The sequence below is a fragment of the Pseudomonas sp. LABIM340 genome, assembly GCF_040017195.2.
GTDB lineage: Bacteria > Pseudomonadota > Gammaproteobacteria > Pseudomonadales > Pseudomonadaceae > Pseudomonas.
Genome location: NZ_CM200227.1, coordinates 5099703 through 5115346 on the forward strand (window position 1 = coordinate 5099703; position 15644 = coordinate 5115346).

The window sequence follows — 15644 nt, forward strand, 5'->3', positions numbered from 1 at the left end:
CATGACGGCATGTTTCTCGGTCACTCCCCAGGCCGATTCGCGGGCATGAAAAAGCCCGCCAGGGGGCGGGCTTCTTCGAAGGACGATCCTCGCTTTAGAGCGGTTTGCCGCGGTTGCCGTGGGCGCTGACGAAGGCCTGGACCTTGGCCAACTCGTTCGGCAGTACGGTGCAACGTTCTTCGCGCTGGAACAGGTCGGTCAGGTGCGCCGGCAGCGCCGGAACAGCCTCGATACCGGCCTTTTCCACGGCTTCCGGGAACTTGACCGGATGCGCGGTACCCAGGGTGACCATGGGCACGGACAGGCTGCGGCGGCACTCGCGGGCAGCGCGTACGCCGATGGCGGTGTGCGGGTCCAGCAGCTCGCCGGATTCGGCGAAGACCTGGGCGATGGTCTCGCAGGTTTCCTCGTCGCTCACCGCCAGCGAATCGAACAGGCGGCGCGCTTCGGTCCAGCGGTCATCCTCGACGGCCAGCTTGCCGGTGGCCTTGAAGTTGTCCATCAGCTCGGCGACTGCCTTGCCGTTGCGACCGTGCAGATCGAACAGCAGGCGCTCGAAGTTGGACGAGACCATGATGTCCATGGACGGCGACAGCGACGCGTGCAGGGTGTCCTTGTCGTAGCGGTTGCCGGACATGAAGCGGTGCAGGATGTCGTTGCGGTTGGTCGCGACGATCAGTTGGCTGATCGGCAGGCCCATGTTGCGCGCCAGGTAGCCGGCGAAGATGTCGCCGAAGTTGCCGGTGGGCACCGAGAAGGCCACGGAACGGGCCGGTGCGCCGAGCTGCAGGGCGGCGTGGAAGTAGTAGACGATCTGGGCCATGATCCGCGCCCAGTTGATCGAGTTCACCGCCACCAGGCGGGTGCCTTTCAGGAAGCCCTGGTCGGCGAAGCTGGCCTTGACCATCTCCTGGCAGTCGTCGAAGTTGCCTTCGATGGCGATGTTGTGGATGTTCTCGCCGAGGATGGTGGTCATCTGACGGCGCTGCACCTCGGACACACGGTTGTGCGGGTGCATGATGAAGATGTCGACGTTCTCGCAGGCCTTGCAGCCTTCGATGGCGGCCGAGCCGGTGTCGCCGGAGGTGGCGCCCATGATCACCACGCGCTCGCCGCGCTTGGTCAGCACGTGGTCGAGCAGGCGGCCGAGCAGTTGCAGGGCGAAGTCCTTGAAGGCCAGGGTCGGGCCGTGGAACAGCTCCAGCACCCACTCGTTGCCATTGAGCTGGCGCAGCGGCGCCACGGCGTTGTGGGCGAAGACGCCGTAGGTCTCTTCGAGGATCCTCTTGAAGTCGGCGTCGGAGATGCTGCCGGCAACGAACGGGCGCATCACGCGGAAGGCCAGCTCGTGGTACGGCAGGCCGGCCCAGGAGGCGATCTCTTCGACGGTGAAGCGCGGCAGGTTTTCCGGCACGTAGAGGCCGCCGTCGCTGGCCAGGCCAGCCAGCAGCACGTCTTCGAAGTTCAGCGCGGGCGCCTGGCCGCGGGTACTGATGTAACGCATGGTGTGAAACCTTCGGGTTGGCGGCGGCGCGCAAGCGCCGCCGCGTTCGATTCAGTTCAGTTGTTCGACGCGGATGCGTACGACATTGCCGACGACGTCATCCAGCGCTTCCAGCGCGGTGATGGCTTCGATGATGCGGGACTCGAGCACGCGGTGGGTAACCAGGATCATCGGCACCAGACCGTCATGCTCTTCGACTTCCATCTGCATGATCGATTCGATGTTGATGCCGCGCTCGGAGAGGATGGTCGCCACCTGGGCCAGTACGCCCGGATGGTCCTTGGCCTGGATGCGCAGGTAGTAGGCGCTTTCGCAGGCGTCGATCGGCAGGATCGGGTGGTCGGAGAGCGAGTCCGGCTGGAAGGCCAGGTGCGGTACGCGGTTCTCCGGGTCGGCAGTCATGGCGCGAACCACGTCCACCAGGTCGGCGACCACCGAGGAAGCGGTGGGCTCCATGCCGGCGCCAGCGCCGTAGAACAGCGTGGAGCCAGCAGCGTCGCCATTGACCATGACAGCGTTCATCACGCCGTTCACGTTGGCGATCAGGCGGTCGGCCGGGATCAGGGTCGGGTGTACGCGCAGCTCGATACCGCTGTCGGTACGGCGGGCGACGCCCAGGTGCTTGATGCGATAGCCCAGGGCCTCGGCGTAGTTCACGTCGGCGGTGGTCAGCTGGGTGATGCCTTCGGTGTAGGCCTTGTCGAACTGCAGCGGAATGCCGAAAGCGATGGACGCCAGGATGGTCAGCTTGTGCGCGGCGTCGATGCCTTCTACGTCGAAGGTCGGATCGGCTTCGGCGTAGCCCAGCGCCTGGGCTTCCTTGAGCACGTCGGCGAAGGCGCGGCCCTTCTCACGCATCTCGGTGAGGATGAAGTTGCCGGTGCCGTTGATGATGCCGGCCAGCCAATTGATGCGGTTGGCGGCCAGGCCCTCGCGGATCGCCTTGATCACCGGGATGCCGCCGGCCACGGCGGCTTCAAAGGCGACGATGACACCCTTCTCGCGGGCCTTGGCGAAGATCTCGTTGCCATGCACGGCGATCAGCGCCTTGTTGGCGGTGACCACGTGCTTGCCGTTCTCGATGGCCTTGAGCACCAGCTCATGGGCCAGGGTGTAGCCACCGATCAGCTCGATGACCACGTCGATTTCCGGGTTGTTCGCCACGTCGAAGATGTCGGCAGTAATGGGGGTACTGCCGGTTTCACACTTCGGATTGGGGCGACGGGCGGCAATCTGCGCAACCTCGATACCACGCCCGGCACGGCGGGCAATCTCCTCGGCGTTGCGTTTGAGTACATTGAAGGTACCGCCACCGACGGTCCCCAACCCACAGATTCCCACTTTCACCGGTTTCACGCTGAAACTCCCCATGATTACAGCATCGGGGCGCCTGAGACGCCGATGCCCGCAACGAGGCGGGCATGGGAGCAGGCACCATGTCAGAACAGGCGGACTGCCTGTTCCCTAGTCAAAAGGAACCGAACATTACGAAGCGGTTCCGCATTAGTCAATCAGTGCGCAAGCCGCGCCTTACTTGGCTTCCAGAGCCAGCTTGGCGATCTGGCCGGCCGGCTGGTAGCCCGGCAGCATGGTGCCGTCGGCGAGGATGATTGCCGGGGTGCCCTGCACACCGACCATCTGACCCAGGGCGAACTGCGCGTCCACCGGGTTTTCGCACTTGGCGGCCTTCACTTCCTTCTCGTGGAACATGTCGCTCATGGCCGCCTGGCGGTCCTTGGAGCACCACACGGCCTGCAGCTGGGCATCACCCGGCGAGTTCGGGCCCTGGCGCGGGAAGGCCAGGTAGCGCACTTCGATGCCGCGCTTCTGCAGTTCCGGCACTTCGGCGTGCAGCTTCTGGCAGTACGGGCAGGTGGTGTCGGTGAAGACGGTGATGTGCGCCTTGGTCTCGCCCTTGGCCGGGAACACGACCATGTCCTTGGCGGCGATGGCGTTGATGGTCTTGGCCACGCCGGCGCTCTCGGCCTTCTCGGTCAGGTTGGTCGGCTTGCCGTCCTTCACCTGGTAGATGTTGCCCTGCACGACGAACTGGCCGTCGGCGCTGGCATAGAGGATACGGCCGCCCTTGAGCTGCACCTGGTAGATGCCTTCCAGGGGTCCCTTGGAGATGTTCTCGATGGGCAGGTCAGGCTGCAGGGACTGCAGGGTGGTGCGGATCGCCTGGTCCGGCTCGGCAGCTAGGGCGAGGGTGCTGACGAGGCCAAAAGCCGCGGCAGTCAGAAGTCGGGACAAACGCATGGAAAGCTCCTGATGTCAGTCGGCGAAGACTATCACACCGGACCGGCAAGACCGAGCCAAAGGCTGTAGCCGGAAGCTTCGTTGGGAGTAGTGGTTAAAGCTCTCGGCGCAAAGATCGAACAAGGTGTAGACATCCCTGTCGAGACAACCTGCTCAAGTTCAACCCCAGCCCGGCCATCCATGGCCGGGCGTTCGCGGGGCAACGCATGCGTTGCTAGAGCCCCCGTTCACCCCCACTCACCCACGCGGGTGGTGCTGGGCATGCAGGTCCTGCAGACGGGCACGGGCAATGTGCGTGTAGATCTGCGTAGTAGAGAGGTCGCTGTGCCCCAGCAGCATCTGCACCACGCGCAGGTCGGCGCCGTGGTTGAGCAGATGGGTGGCGAAGGCGTGGCGCAGGGTGTGAGGCGACAGGCTCTTGCCGATGCCGGCGACCTTTGCGTGAAGCTTGATGCGGTGCCAGAAGGTCTGTCGGGTCATCTGCTCGCCGCGCAGGCTGGGGAACAGCACGTCGCTCGGCCGGCCAGCCAGCAGATCGCCGCGGGCCTCGCGCACGTAGCGCTCGATCCAGCGGATCGCCTCCTCGCCCAGCGGCACCAGGCGCTCCTTGCTGCCCTTGCCGAGCACGCGCACCACACCCTGACGCAGATTCACCTGCTCCAGGGTCAACCCGACCAGCTCGCTCACGCGCAGCCCGCAGGCGTATAGAACCTCAAGCATGGTGCGGTCGCGCAGGCCGAGCGGGTCGTCGGTCTCCGGCGCCGCCAGCAGGGCTTCGACATCCGACTCCGACAGCGACTTGGGCAGCGGCTTGCCCAACTGCGGCAACTCCACCAGCAGGGTCGGGTCCTCGGTGATCAGGTTCTCGCGCAGGCAGTAACGGTAGAAGCCACGCAGACCGGACAGGAAACGCGCCGTGGAACGGGCCTTGTAGCCCTCGCCCAGGCGCCAGGCCAGGTGATCGAGGATCACATCGCGGCCAGCGGACTCCAGCACAATGCCGCGCTCGTCGAGCCAGCCATTGAACAGCGCAAGGTCGCTGCCATAGGCACTGCGGGTATTGTCGGACAGGCCCTTTTCCAGCCAGAGGGCATCGAGGAAGCGGTCGATCAGAATATGGGGAACCGGGGTCATTTCAGGCCAGAGCGAAGGAAATTACGGCGCGGGTAGTCTTTCATATCCTCCATCACCCTCACCACTCTTGCGCAGGATGTCGCCGCTCCATGGATGAACACAGCACCTACTACGCCCTCGCCGGTATCGGCGCCGCCTCCCTGGTCAGCCAATGGCTGGCGTGGCGCCTGCGCTTGCCGGCGATCCTGTTCCTGCTGCTGAGCGGCATCCTGGTCGGCCCGGTGCTGCACCTGCTGACGCCGGAAGTCCTGTTCGGCCCACTGCTGTTCCCGTTGGTGTCGCTGGCGGTCGCCCTCGTGCTGTTCGAGGGCAGCCTGACCCTGCACCTGGACGAGTGGAAGGAAATCGGCACGGTGGTGCGGCGCATGGTCACCGTCGGCGCCCTGCTCACCTGGGGCGTGATCGCCCTGGCGACCCACTATCTGCTGGACTTCACCTGGGAGATGGCACTGCTGTTCGGCACCCTGACCCTCGTCACAGGCCCGACGGTGATAGTGCCCATGCTGCGTGTGGTGCGCCCCAACGCCACCATCGCCAACATCCTGCGCTGGGAAGGCATCGTCATCGACCCCATCGGCGCCCTGCTCGCGGTGGTGGTCTACACCTTCATCGCCGCCAGCGACAGCGGCTCGGGCTGGAGCGACAGCCTGCTGACCTTCTTCAGTGTCATCGGCACCGGCATCGTCGCCGGCCTGCTGGGCGGCCAGGCACTGGGCGTGGCGCTGCGCCGCCACTGGCTGCCGGATTACCTGCACAACCTGGCGTCGCTGTCCGTGGTGCTGGGCCTGTTCGTGCTCTCCAACACGCTGATGTCCGAATCCGGACTGCTGGCGGTGACCGTCATGGGCCTGCGCCTGGCCAACATGAAGGGCGTCGACGTCCGGCAGATCCTGCACTTCAAGGAGAACCTCAGCGTTCTCCTGATCTCCGGCCTCTTCCTGCTCCTTGCCGCGCGCCTGGACCTCTCGGCGCTGCTGGGCCTCGGCCCGATCGCCCTGCTGGTGCTGGCGCTGATCCAGTTCGTCGCCCGGCCGCTGAACGTGCTGGTCTCCACCGCTGGCTCGTCACTCAACTGGCGCGAGCGCGCGCTGCTGAGCTGGATAGCCCCGCGTGGCATCGTCGCAGCAGCCGTCTCGGCGATCTTCGCGATTCGCCTGCAGGAGTCCGGACACGCCCAGGCCGGCGTACTGGTGCCGCTGACCTTCCTGGTAATCATCGGCACGGTGATCCTGCAAAGCGCCACCGCCCGCCCCCTAGCGCGCCTGCTGAAGGTGGCCGAGCCGGTGCCTACCGGCTTCCTCATCATCGGCGCCAACCCCGTGGCCCGCGCCGTCGGCACCGGGTTGCAGAATGCCGGGGTGAAGGTGCTGCTCACCGACTCCAGCTGGGAGAACACCCGCGCATCACGCATGGAGCACCTGCCGACCTACTTCGGCAACCCCGCCTCGCAGCACGCGGAGGCCCATCTCGACCTGATCGGCCTGGGCCATCTGCTGGCACTGTCGCCCAACGCCGAACTGAACGCCCTGATGTGCATGAGCTTCCGCCACGAATTCAGTCCCCGCCACCGCTTCATCCTGCCCTCCAGCCAGGACAGCCGTCGCAGCGAGAAGCACCGGGTCAGCGACCGCCACCGCGGTCATCCGCTGGGCCAGACCCTCATCACCTACCCGCAGATGGCCGGGCTGATCGCCCGCGGCGCGGAAGTCCGCTCGACGCTGCTCAGCGACAGCTTCGGCTGGAACGAATACCAGGCGCAGCATGGCCAGCGTGCCTTGCTGCTGTTCGCCCGCGACCCGAGTGGCCGGCTGCACATTGCCAGCCCCGAACAGCCGCTCGCCCCTGCCGGCGGCTGGACGGTGATTGCACTGATCGAGGAAGAGACGGAAAACACCGTGAGTAAGAACGACACCCTGCAGGCCCTGACAACCTGACGGCCGGCCATGTCAGCCTATCTTTAGGCTGGTGACAGAATGTGTCCGAAAGACAATGATTGCACCACGCCATCATAGCGCCCCACGAAGCCCATGCCATGCCTAGTCAACAGAACTCCCGCCTCGGTCAGATCCTTGTCAGCAAGGGCCTGATCACCTCCCATCAGCTGGATAAGGCCATCCAGCTCCAGCTCACCAACGGACTGCGCCTGGGCGAGACCCTGATCCAGCAGGGCTGGATCAGCGAGCGCCAGCTCGGCCGCGCGCTGAAGAAGCAGAACAACCTGCGCCTGGCGGCGACGCTGGTCGCGGCCCTGCTCAGCCCGTTCCAGCTGGCCAGCGCCGATGTACAGCGCCAGGCGCCGACGAGCATCACCCGTCACGAAGCGCCCAAGGGCCTCAAGCCCTTGAGCGATCGCGAGATGAGCGACGTCAGCGCCCAGGGTTTCGACGACACCCTGCAGAGCCTGCTGGTCAGCGCCGAGAGCGGCGATGGCGTCGGCGCCATCAAGCAGCTGTCGCGCCTGGTGATGCCGGTGGTCGACAGCCTCGATGCCGAGACCTCGCTGCATGACGTGCAGTACGACACCGCGCACGCCTCCTCGTCCCTGAACCCGGATGGTTCGATCAACGTGCGCCTGCCCAGCTCCATCGGCGAAGTACGCTTCGACAATATCCGCGTCGCCGGTGCGCCCAAGACCCAGAGCATGGGCAGCCTGAGCCTGCAGAACATCGACCTGTCCCAGGCCTCGCTGAAGATCAGCCTGCGTCACTGAAGGCGATCTGCCATGAAAGAAGGCGCCCGCGGGCGCCTTCTTGCGTTTCAGGCCTCGAAATCGGGCAGGACCGGTACCGGGCGCTTCTCGTCATCGATGGCGACGAAGCTGAACAGCCCGTGGATGGCCTTCTCGCGGCCGTCGGCGGACATGCTCTCGACGAACACTTCCACCTCGACCTTGAGGCTGGTGTTGCCGACCTTCACTACCCGGCCGATCAGCTCGACGATGGAGCCGGCGGGGATCGGGTGCTTGAAGTCGATACGATCGGTGGACACGGTCACCAGCGGCAGGCGGCAGAAGCGCGTCGCGGCGATGAACGAGACTTCGTCCATCCAGGCCAGCGCGGTGCCGCCGAACAGGGTGTTGTGATGGTTGGTGGTGGGCGGGAAGATCGCCTTGGTCACACGGGTTTCGGAAAGCTCCGTACGACGGAGGATTTCCTGTTCTCTGGGGCTCATGCCACTGCTACCTGATGCAATGAGGGTGGCTGCCGGTGCTGCGGGTGTTGTGTTTCTAATGCGCTGCCGGGGGCAGATGGGGTGTCCAATTAAAGAGCGAAAAACACACGGGCAAGAAAAAAGCAGCCCGTGGGCTGCTTTTTTCGGGAACAACCGGCGAATTAGGCCAGTTTTTCCTTGATACGAGCTGCCTTGCCGGACAGTTCGCGGAGGTAGTACAGCTTGGCCTTGCGCACGTCGCCGCGACGCTTGACGCTGATGCTGTCAACCAGCGGGCTGTAGGTCTGGAAGGTACGCTCTACGCCTACGCCGTTGGAGATCTTGCGAACGGTGAAAGCACTGTTCAGGCCGCGGTTACGCTTGCCGATGACAACGCCTTCGAAGGCCTGCAGACGCTGACGGTCGCCTTCCTTCACTTTAACCTGGACGATTACGGTGTCGCCGGGGGCGAACGCCGGAATCTCTTTGCTCATCTGTTCAGCTTCGATCTGCTGAATGATCTTGTTGGTCATTTCGTGCTCCTAAGACCTGCGCTCGGCGCGGGCCATCGATACGTTAACTATCGTTCCGCTGGCGGATGTATTCCTCCAGCAGCTTTTTCTCTTCTCCAGAAAGCGAGCGGCAATCCAGAAGATCGGCACGTCGTTCCCAGGTCCTGCCTAAGGACTGCTGCAAACGCCAGCGCCGGATGTGTTCGTGGTTGCCGCTGAGCAGCACCTCAGGAACACGTTTGTCTGCGTACACCTCAGGTCGGGTGTAATGCGGACAGTCGAGCAGGCCATCCGTGAAGGAGTCCTCCTCGGCGGAGTCCACGTGGCCCAGTGCACCGGGCAACAATCGCGTGACCGCGTCAATCAGCACCATGGCCGGAAGCTCACCCCCGGACAGGACATAATCGCCAACTGACCATTCCTCATCGACATGCTCTTCAATGAAGCGCTCGTCGATGCCTTCGTAACGCCCGGCGATCAGGATCAGTCGCTCCTCGTTCGCCAGTTCCTTCGCGGCCGCTTGCGTGAGCTTGCGACCTTGCGGCGAGAGGTAGATCACCTTCACCGGCCCGCCTGCGGCTTGCCGGGCATCGCCCAGTGCGCCTTCGAGCGGCTTGATTTTCATCACCATGCCGGGACCACCGCCGAAAGGCCTGTCGTCCACCGTCTGGTGACGGTCCTCGGTGTTGCTTCGCGGGTTGAAGCACTGAAGCTGAATCAGCTCCTGCTTGACCGCGCGACTCGTGATGCCATAGTCGCTGATGGCGCGAAACATCTCGGGAAAGATGCTGATAACCCCTATCCACATGGGCTAGAAGTCCGCGTCCCAGTCCACCCGCATCTCGCCGGCTTCCAGGTCTACCGATTTCACGCACTGATCCGTATACGGAAGCAGGCGTTCACGGTCGTCCAGGCTGCCTGCGCAGGGCTTGACTACCATCACATCGTTGGCGCCGGTCTCCAGCATGTGGTCGAGAATCCCGAACAGCTGCCCGTTCTGGTCGATCACCTTGAGACCTTCCAACTGGCTCCAGTAGAACTCGCCATCGTCCAGCACCGGCAGCTCGCTGCGCGGGACCATGATTTCGAATTCAGCGAAGGTGCGGGCGATCTCGCGATCATCCAGTCCCTTCAGCTTCGCGACCAGGACATTGCCCTGCACGCGACCTTGGACCAGTTCAGCCTGTCGAACTTCGTTGCCACGCTTGAGCGTCCAGCGGCGATAGTCCAGCAGGTTGTCCAACGGATCGGTAAAGGAATACACCTTCACCTCACCACGAATACCGTGCACCGATACGATCTTGCCGAGAACAACCATCTCCTCGGCGGGAGCAGGATTCGTGTTCATCGATCTCAGGCAGCCTTGGCGGCTTCCTTGATCAGCTGAGCAACACGCTCAGACGGTTGAGCGCCTTGGCTCAGCCAGTAGTTCAGACGCTCCTGGTTGACCGAGAACTTGAGCTCAGCGCCAGTGGCGACGGGGTTGAAGAAGCCGACGCGCTCGACGAAACGGCCGTCACGAGCGTTGCGGCTGTTGGTCACGGTCAGGTGATAAAACGGGCGCTTCTTGGAGCCGCCACGAGCCAGACGAATGGTTACCATGCGTACGTTGTTCCTATGGTTTGCTTGCAAAAAAGAAATGCAGCCCTCGGGCACATAGCCCGAAAGGCCGCATATTCTATGAGCTAAAGCCACGCGCCGCAAGCCGCAGCGCGTCCGGCCCGCCAGGCGGCGAGCCGTCTGGCCTCACATCTTGGGCATGCCGCCGGGGAACATGCCCCCCATGCCGCGCATCATCTTGGCCATGCCGCCCTTGGCGGTGACCTTCTTCATCATCTTCTGCATCTGCTTGTGCTGCTTGATGAGGCGACCAACGTCCTGCACCTGGGTACCCGAACCCATGGCGATGCGGCGCTTGCGCGAGCCGCTGATCACTTCCGGATCACGGCGCTCGGCGGGGGTCATGGAGTTGATGATCGCCTCCATCTGCTTGAACTGCTTCTCCGCCGCGTTCTGCGCGTTGCCCATCTGCGACAGGTTGACGCCGCCGAGCATCGGCAGCTTGTCCATGAGGCTGCCCAGGCCGCCCATGTTCTTCATCTGTTGCAGCTGATCGCGGAAGTCTTCCAGGTCGAAGCCCTTGCCCTTCTTGATCTTCTTCGCGAGCTTCTCGGCCTTCTCGCGGTCCATGCTCTGCTCGGCCTGCTCGATCAGGCTGAGCACGTCACCCATGCCGAGGATGCGCGAGGCCACGCGATCGGGGTGGAACGGATCGAGCGCTTCGCTCTTCTCGCCCATGCCGAGGAACTTGATCGGCTTGCCGGTGATGGCACGCACGGACAGCGCGGCACCGCCACGGGCGTCGCCGTCGACCTTGGTCAGCACCACGCCGGTCAGCGGCAGCGCGTCATTGAAGGCCTTGGCGGTGTTGGCGGCGTCCTGGCCGGTCATGGCGTCGACCACGAACAGGGTTTCCACCGGCTTGATCGCCGCGTGGACCTGCTTGATCTCGTCCATCATGTCGGCGTCGATGTGCAGACGGCCGGCGGTGTCGACGATCACCACGTCAATGAACTTCAGCTTGGCTTCACGAATCGCCGCTTCGGCAATGGCGACCGGCTTCTGGCTGGTGTCGGACGGGAAGAAGGTCACGTCCAGGTCGTTGGCCAGGGTTTCCAGCTGCTTGATCGCCGCCGGGCGGTAGACGTCGGCGGACACCAGCAGCACGGACTTCTTCTTGCGCTCCTTGAGGAAGCGCGCCAGCTTGCCGGCAGTGGTGGTCTTGCCCGCGCCCTGCAGGCCGGCCATCAGGATGACCGCCGGCGGCGCTGCGTTGAGGTCGAGGTCCTCGTTGGCCGCGCCCATCAGCTCGACCAGTTCGGCCTGGACGATCTTCACGAAGGCCTGGCCCGGGGTCAGGCTCTTGGAAACTTCGGTGCCGACCGCGCGATCCTTGATCTTGGCGACGAAGTCCTTGACCACCGGCAGGGCCACGTCGGCTTCCAGCAGGGCCATCCGCACTTCGCGGAGCGTGTCCTTGATGTTGTCCTCGGTCAGCTTGGCCTTGCCGGTGACGTGGCGCAGCGTTTGCGAGAGGCGATCTGTAAGGTTTTCGAACATGCGCGTTCCTAATCAGCCCGGTCGGGCCTGGGTTTGGCTTGTCAGCAAGCGGCCGATTATAACGAAGTGCGGCCAACGCCAACACCGCCGATGATCCCGATGTGACGGACCGCTTCGCAGGCCAGAAGCGAACTGTTCTCAGCCGCTTTCTAGGCGCAGGCGATCTGTGCCAAACTCACGACCTTTCGGGTCCCCTTTCGAAGGACTGTTCCAAGGACTTATGCAACCTCTGCTGCCCAGCCTGATCGCCGCCGTCCTTTATATCGGCACCACCGCCTACCAGGGTGCAAGCCTGGCCCGCCGCAACCCGCCGCAGAAACCGCTGCTCCTCCTGCTGGGCCTGGTCGCCCTGCTCTGCCAGGCGTACAGCCTGAGCCAGGAGCTGCTGACGCCCGCGGGCCTGGCGCTGGACTTCTTCAACGCCGCCAGCCTGATCTCCGCCGCGGTCACCGCCCTGACCCTGCTGGCGTGCCTGCGCATCCCGGTGCACAACCTGCTGATCTTCCTTTATCCGCTCGGCGCACTGACCACGCTGCTGGCCGTGCTGATGCCCCACGGCACCATCGAGCCGATCAACGAACAGCCCGGCATTCTCGCCCACATCCTGCTGTCGATCCTCGCCTATGGCCTGCTGACCATCGCCGTGGTCCAGGCGCTGCTCCTGCTGGTGCAGGACCATCAGCTCAAGCACAAGCACCCGTCGGGCCTGATCCGCAACTTCCCGCCGCTGCAGACCATGGAAAGCCTGCTGTTCGGCTTCCTCTGGGGCGGCTGGTCGCTGCTCTCGCTGTCGCTGATCTCCGGCTGGCTGTTCGTCGACAACCTGTTCGCCCAGCACCTGGCGCACAAGACCATCCTCTCCTGCTTCGCCTGGGTGGTATTCGGCGTACTGCTGTGGGGCCGCCACCAGCTCGGCTGGCGCGGCCACAAGGCGATCCGCTGGACCCTCGCGGGTTTCTGCCTGCTGATGCTGGCCTACTTCGGCAGCAAGCTGGTCAAGGAATTCATCCTGCACATCTGACGCTAACGGCGGCGCGGATGCGCCGCTGAAGGACCTGCGCGCATGGAAGAGATCCACCCCGGCTACCTGATCGGCCTGCTGGTCTTCCTGATTCTCTGCTCGGCGTTCTTCTCCAGCGTCGAGACCGGCATGCTCAGCCTCGACCGCTACCGCCTGCGCCACCTGTCCAAGAAAGGCAACCGCGGCGCACGGCGCACCAGCTGGCTGCTGCTGCGCACCGACCGGCTGCTGGGCACCATCCTGATCGGCAACAACTTCGTCAATATCATCGCTTCGTCCCTGGCGACCCTGCTGGCGCTGCGCCTGTGGGGCGAGGCCGGCGTGGCGATCACCACCGTGGCGCTGACGCTGATCCTGCTGATCTTCGGCGAAATCACCCCCAAGACCTACGCCGCCCTGCGCCCCGAGCGCGTCGCCTTCCCCGCCAGCCTGCCGCTGATCTGGATGCAGAAGCTGTTCAGCCCGCTGCTCTGGCTGATGACCGGCATCAGCAACCTCCTGCTGCGCATGGGCGGCCTCGACCCGACCCAGCGCGGCAACAAGCCGCTGAGCAATGACGAGCTGCGCAGCGTGGTCACCGACTCCAGCGAGAAGCTCACCAACAACCGCCAGGACATGCTGCTGAGCATCCTCGACCTGGAAAAGATCACGGTGAACGACCTGATGGTGCCGCGCAACGAAGTCCAGGGCATCGACCTGGACGACGAGCTGGAAACCATCATCGGCCAGCTGCGCAACACCACCCACACCCGCCTGCCGGTGTTCCGCAACGACATCAACCAGGTCGAGGGCGTGGTGCACATGCGCCAGATCGCCCGCCTGCTGACCCACAACCAGCTGACCAAGGAAAGCCTCAAGGCCGCGTGCCTGGAGCCCTACTTCGTGCCCGAGAGCACGCCGCTGTCGACCCAGCTGATCAACTTCCAGAAGCAGAAGCGGCGCATCGGCATCGTCGTCGACGAGTATGGCGAGGTGATCGGGATCATCACCCTGGAAGATATCCTCGAAGAGATCGTCGGCGAGTTCAGCAACCAGAACACCCTGCGCAACCCGGACATCCATCCCCAGTCCGACGGCACCTACGTCATCGACGGCTCGGCCAACCTGCGCGACGTCAACCGCGCCCTGGGCTGGCAACTGCCCAGCGACGGACCCAAGACCCTAAACGGCCTGGTCACCGAAGCGCTGGAGCAGATTCCCGACTGCGCGGTGTGTCTGAAGATCGGCCGCTACCGCCTGGAAATCCTCCAGTCCGGCGAAAACCGGGTGAAAAGCGTGCGCGCCTGGTTGCCCGGCGCGCCGCCCAGGGAAGCTCCCTACACCGACGAGCTTGCCTGAGCCGCCCCGCCCGCCCCTATAATCCGGACGGCTTACCCAGCCTCCCGCCTGCGCCCGTCGTTACCCGCGACGCCGCGCCGGCCAGTCAATCGCACGCCCCGCCGAGCCTCGACCCGCGTCGTTGCCTTGCGAAGCAGCCGGCCTCGCCCTGACCCGCCGCGAGCCGCGCCCACCCTGCCCCGATCCCGGGCCGCGCTCGCACTCGCGCCATGGCGATGCCTCAAGAAACGCCGGACACGACCGCCAGAGTCGTCACCGCGCCTGACTGCCAGGGATATTCCCCGTATGACCAGCGCCACCCTCGAAGCCGCACAACCGGCCGAACAGACCAACTCCACCACCCGCGTCGCGGTGGCCAGCTTCATCGGCACCGCCATCGAGTTCTACGACTTCTACGTCTACGCCACCGCCGCCGCGCTGGTGATCGGCCCGGTGTTCTTCCCGCAGACCTCCGGCACTGCCCAGGCCCTCAGCGCCTTCATCACCTTCGGCATCGCCTTCCTCGCCCGCCCACTGGGCTCGGCGCTGTTCGGCCACTTCGGCGATCGCATCGGGCGCAAATCGACCCTGGTGGCCTCGCTGCTGCTGATGGGCATCTCCACCACCCTGATCGGCCTGCTGCCGGGCTACGACAGCATTGGCGCCTGGGCACCGATCCTGCTCTGCGTGCTGCGCTTCGGCCAGGGCCTGGGGCTGGGAGGCGAATGGGGAGGCGCCGCGCTGCTGGCCACGGAGAATGCGCCCAAGGGCCGCCGCGCCTGGTTCGGCATGTTCCCGCAGATGGGCCCGTCGATCGGCTTCCTTGCCGCCAACGGCCTGTTCCTCTGCCTGGCCGTGTTCCTCAGCGAAGAGCAGTTCCGCGCCTGGGGCTGGCGCATCCCCTTCGTGCTCAGTGCCGTGCTGGTCATCGTCGGTCTTTACGTACGCCTGAAGCTGGTGGAAACCCCGGTGTTCGCCAAGGCCATGGAACGCCACGAGCGCTCCAGCCTGCCAATCGCCGAACTGCTGAGCAAACACTGGCGGCCGACCCTGCTGGGCGCCCTGGCGATGGTGGTGTGCTACGCACTCTTCTATATCTCCACGGTTTTCTCGCTGAGCTACGGCGTCAGCACCCTGGGCTACAGCCGCGAGGACTTCCTCGGCCTGCTGTGCATTGCCGTGCTGTTCATGGCGGCTGCGACACCGGTCTCGGCCTGGCTGAGCGACCGCTTCGGGCGCAAGCCGGTGCTGATCGTCGGCACCCTCGCCGCCATCGCCTCGGGCTTCGCCATGGAGCCGCTGCTGAGCCAGGGTTCGTCGGTGGAAGTGGCGGTGTTCCTGTCGCTGGAACTGTTCCTCATGGGCGTGACCTTCGCCCCCATGGGCGCACTCCTACCGGAACTCTTCCCCACCCATGTGCGCTACACCGGCGCTTCGGCGGCCTACAACCTGGGCGGCATCCTCGGTGCCTCGGTGGCGCCATACATCGCGCAGAAGCTGGTGGGCATGGGGGGATTGAGCTGGGTGGGCGGCTACGTGTCGGTCGCGGCAGCGCTCAGCCTGCTGGCCGTGCTGTGCCTGCGCGAGACCCGCGAGGCTGATCTGAACGATATTCGCTGAAGCCCGG

Annotated in this window: 15 protein-coding genes; 5 read left to right on the forward strand and 10 right to left on the reverse strand. The window is 64.7% G+C overall.

Annotated features, from left to right (window positions below; translation table 11 throughout):
- Window positions 1-94 precede the first annotated feature (94 nt).
- From thrC to xerD, 4 genes are all read right to left on the reverse strand, one after another.
- Window positions 95-1504 (reverse strand): threonine synthase, encoded by a 1410-nt coding sequence (gene thrC, locus ABKS89_RS23490; protein ID WP_348587253.1) that lies wholly within the window; start codon window positions 1502-1504, stop codon window positions 95-97.
- 51 nt (window positions 1505-1555) lie between these two features.
- Window positions 1556-2860: a homoserine dehydrogenase gene (locus ABKS89_RS23495; RefSeq protein WP_138215395.1), complete on the reverse strand. Its 1305-nt coding sequence runs from the start codon at window positions 2858-2860 to the stop codon at window positions 1556-1558.
- A gap of 174 nt (window positions 2861-3034) precedes the next feature.
- Window positions 3035-3763 carry a thioredoxin fold domain-containing protein gene (locus tag ABKS89_RS23500; protein ID WP_138215396.1) on the reverse strand — a complete coding sequence of 243 codons (729 nt, stop codon included), beginning with the start codon at window positions 3761-3763 and terminating at the stop codon, window positions 3035-3037.
- Between the two features lie 237 nt (window positions 3764-4000).
- Window positions 4001-4897 carry a site-specific tyrosine recombinase XerD gene (xerD, locus tag ABKS89_RS23505; protein ID WP_348587255.1) on the reverse strand — a complete coding sequence of 299 codons (897 nt, stop codon included), beginning with the start codon at window positions 4895-4897 and terminating at the stop codon, window positions 4001-4003.
- An 89-nt stretch (window positions 4898-4986) separates the two neighbouring features.
- Between xerD and ABKS89_RS23510 the strand changes: the two genes are divergently transcribed.
- Window positions 4987-6831, forward strand: a complete 1845-nt coding sequence (locus ABKS89_RS23510; protein WP_138215398.1) for a cation:proton antiporter — start codon at window positions 4987-4989, stop codon at window positions 6829-6831.
- 98 nt (window positions 6832-6929) lie between these two features.
- On the forward strand, window positions 6930-7607 hold the full coding sequence (locus ABKS89_RS23515; RefSeq protein WP_045210461.1) for a cyclic di-GMP-binding domain-containing protein, MshE-related: 678 nt from the start codon (window positions 6930-6932) through the stop codon (window positions 7605-7607).
- Window positions 7608-7654: 47 nt separating this feature from the next.
- Here ABKS89_RS23515 and ABKS89_RS23520 read toward each other — a convergent pair whose 3' ends face one another.
- The 6 genes from ABKS89_RS23520 to ffh all read right to left on the reverse strand — a co-directional run bounded on the left by ABKS89_RS23520 (window position 7655) and on the right by ffh (window position 11679).
- A complete protein-coding gene (locus tag ABKS89_RS23520) occupies window positions 7655-8068 on the reverse strand; it encodes an acyl-CoA thioesterase (RefSeq protein ID WP_348587257.1) in 414 nt (137 codons plus the stop codon).
- A 161-nt stretch (window positions 8069-8229) separates the two neighbouring features.
- Window positions 8230-8580 carry a 50S ribosomal protein L19 gene (gene rplS / locus ABKS89_RS23525; RefSeq protein ID WP_017522234.1) on the reverse strand — a complete coding sequence of 117 codons (351 nt, stop codon included), beginning with the start codon at window positions 8578-8580 and terminating at the stop codon, window positions 8230-8232.
- Between the two features lie 43 nt (window positions 8581-8623).
- Entirely contained in the window at window positions 8624-9367 is a 744-nt protein-coding gene (gene trmD / locus ABKS89_RS23530) for a tRNA (guanosine(37)-N1)-methyltransferase TrmD (RefSeq protein WP_348587259.1), read from the reverse strand.
- 3 nt (window positions 9368-9370) lie between these two features.
- On the reverse strand, window positions 9371-9907 hold the full coding sequence (gene rimM / locus ABKS89_RS23535) for a ribosome maturation factor RimM (protein ID WP_348587260.1): 537 nt from the start codon (window positions 9905-9907) through the stop codon (window positions 9371-9373).
- A gap of 5 nt (window positions 9908-9912) precedes the next feature.
- A complete protein-coding gene (gene rpsP / locus ABKS89_RS23540; RefSeq protein ID WP_081515913.1) occupies window positions 9913-10161 on the reverse strand; it encodes a 30S ribosomal protein S16 in 249 nt (82 codons plus the stop codon).
- Window positions 10162-10305: 144 nt separating this feature from the next.
- Window positions 10306-11679, reverse strand: coding sequence for a signal recognition particle protein (ffh, locus tag ABKS89_RS23545; RefSeq protein ID WP_348587262.1), 1374 nt, complete (start codon window positions 11677-11679; stop codon window positions 10306-10308).
- A gap of 220 nt (window positions 11680-11899) precedes the next feature.
- On the opposite strand from ffh, the gene ABKS89_RS23550 reads away from it, so the two are divergent.
- From ABKS89_RS23550 to ABKS89_RS23560, 3 genes are all read left to right on the forward strand, one after another.
- A complete protein-coding gene (locus tag ABKS89_RS23550; RefSeq protein ID WP_081515915.1) occupies window positions 11900-12700 on the forward strand; it encodes a cytochrome C assembly family protein in 801 nt (266 codons plus the stop codon).
- A 42-nt stretch (window positions 12701-12742) separates the two neighbouring features.
- On the forward strand, window positions 12743-14038 hold the full coding sequence (locus tag ABKS89_RS23555; protein ID WP_138215402.1) for an HlyC/CorC family transporter: 1296 nt from the start codon (window positions 12743-12745) through the stop codon (window positions 14036-14038).
- A gap of 285 nt (window positions 14039-14323) precedes the next feature.
- Window positions 14324-15637, forward strand: coding sequence for an MFS transporter (locus ABKS89_RS23560; RefSeq protein ID WP_348587264.1), 1314 nt, complete (start codon window positions 14324-14326; stop codon window positions 15635-15637).
- Window positions 15638-15644 lie beyond the last annotated feature (7 nt).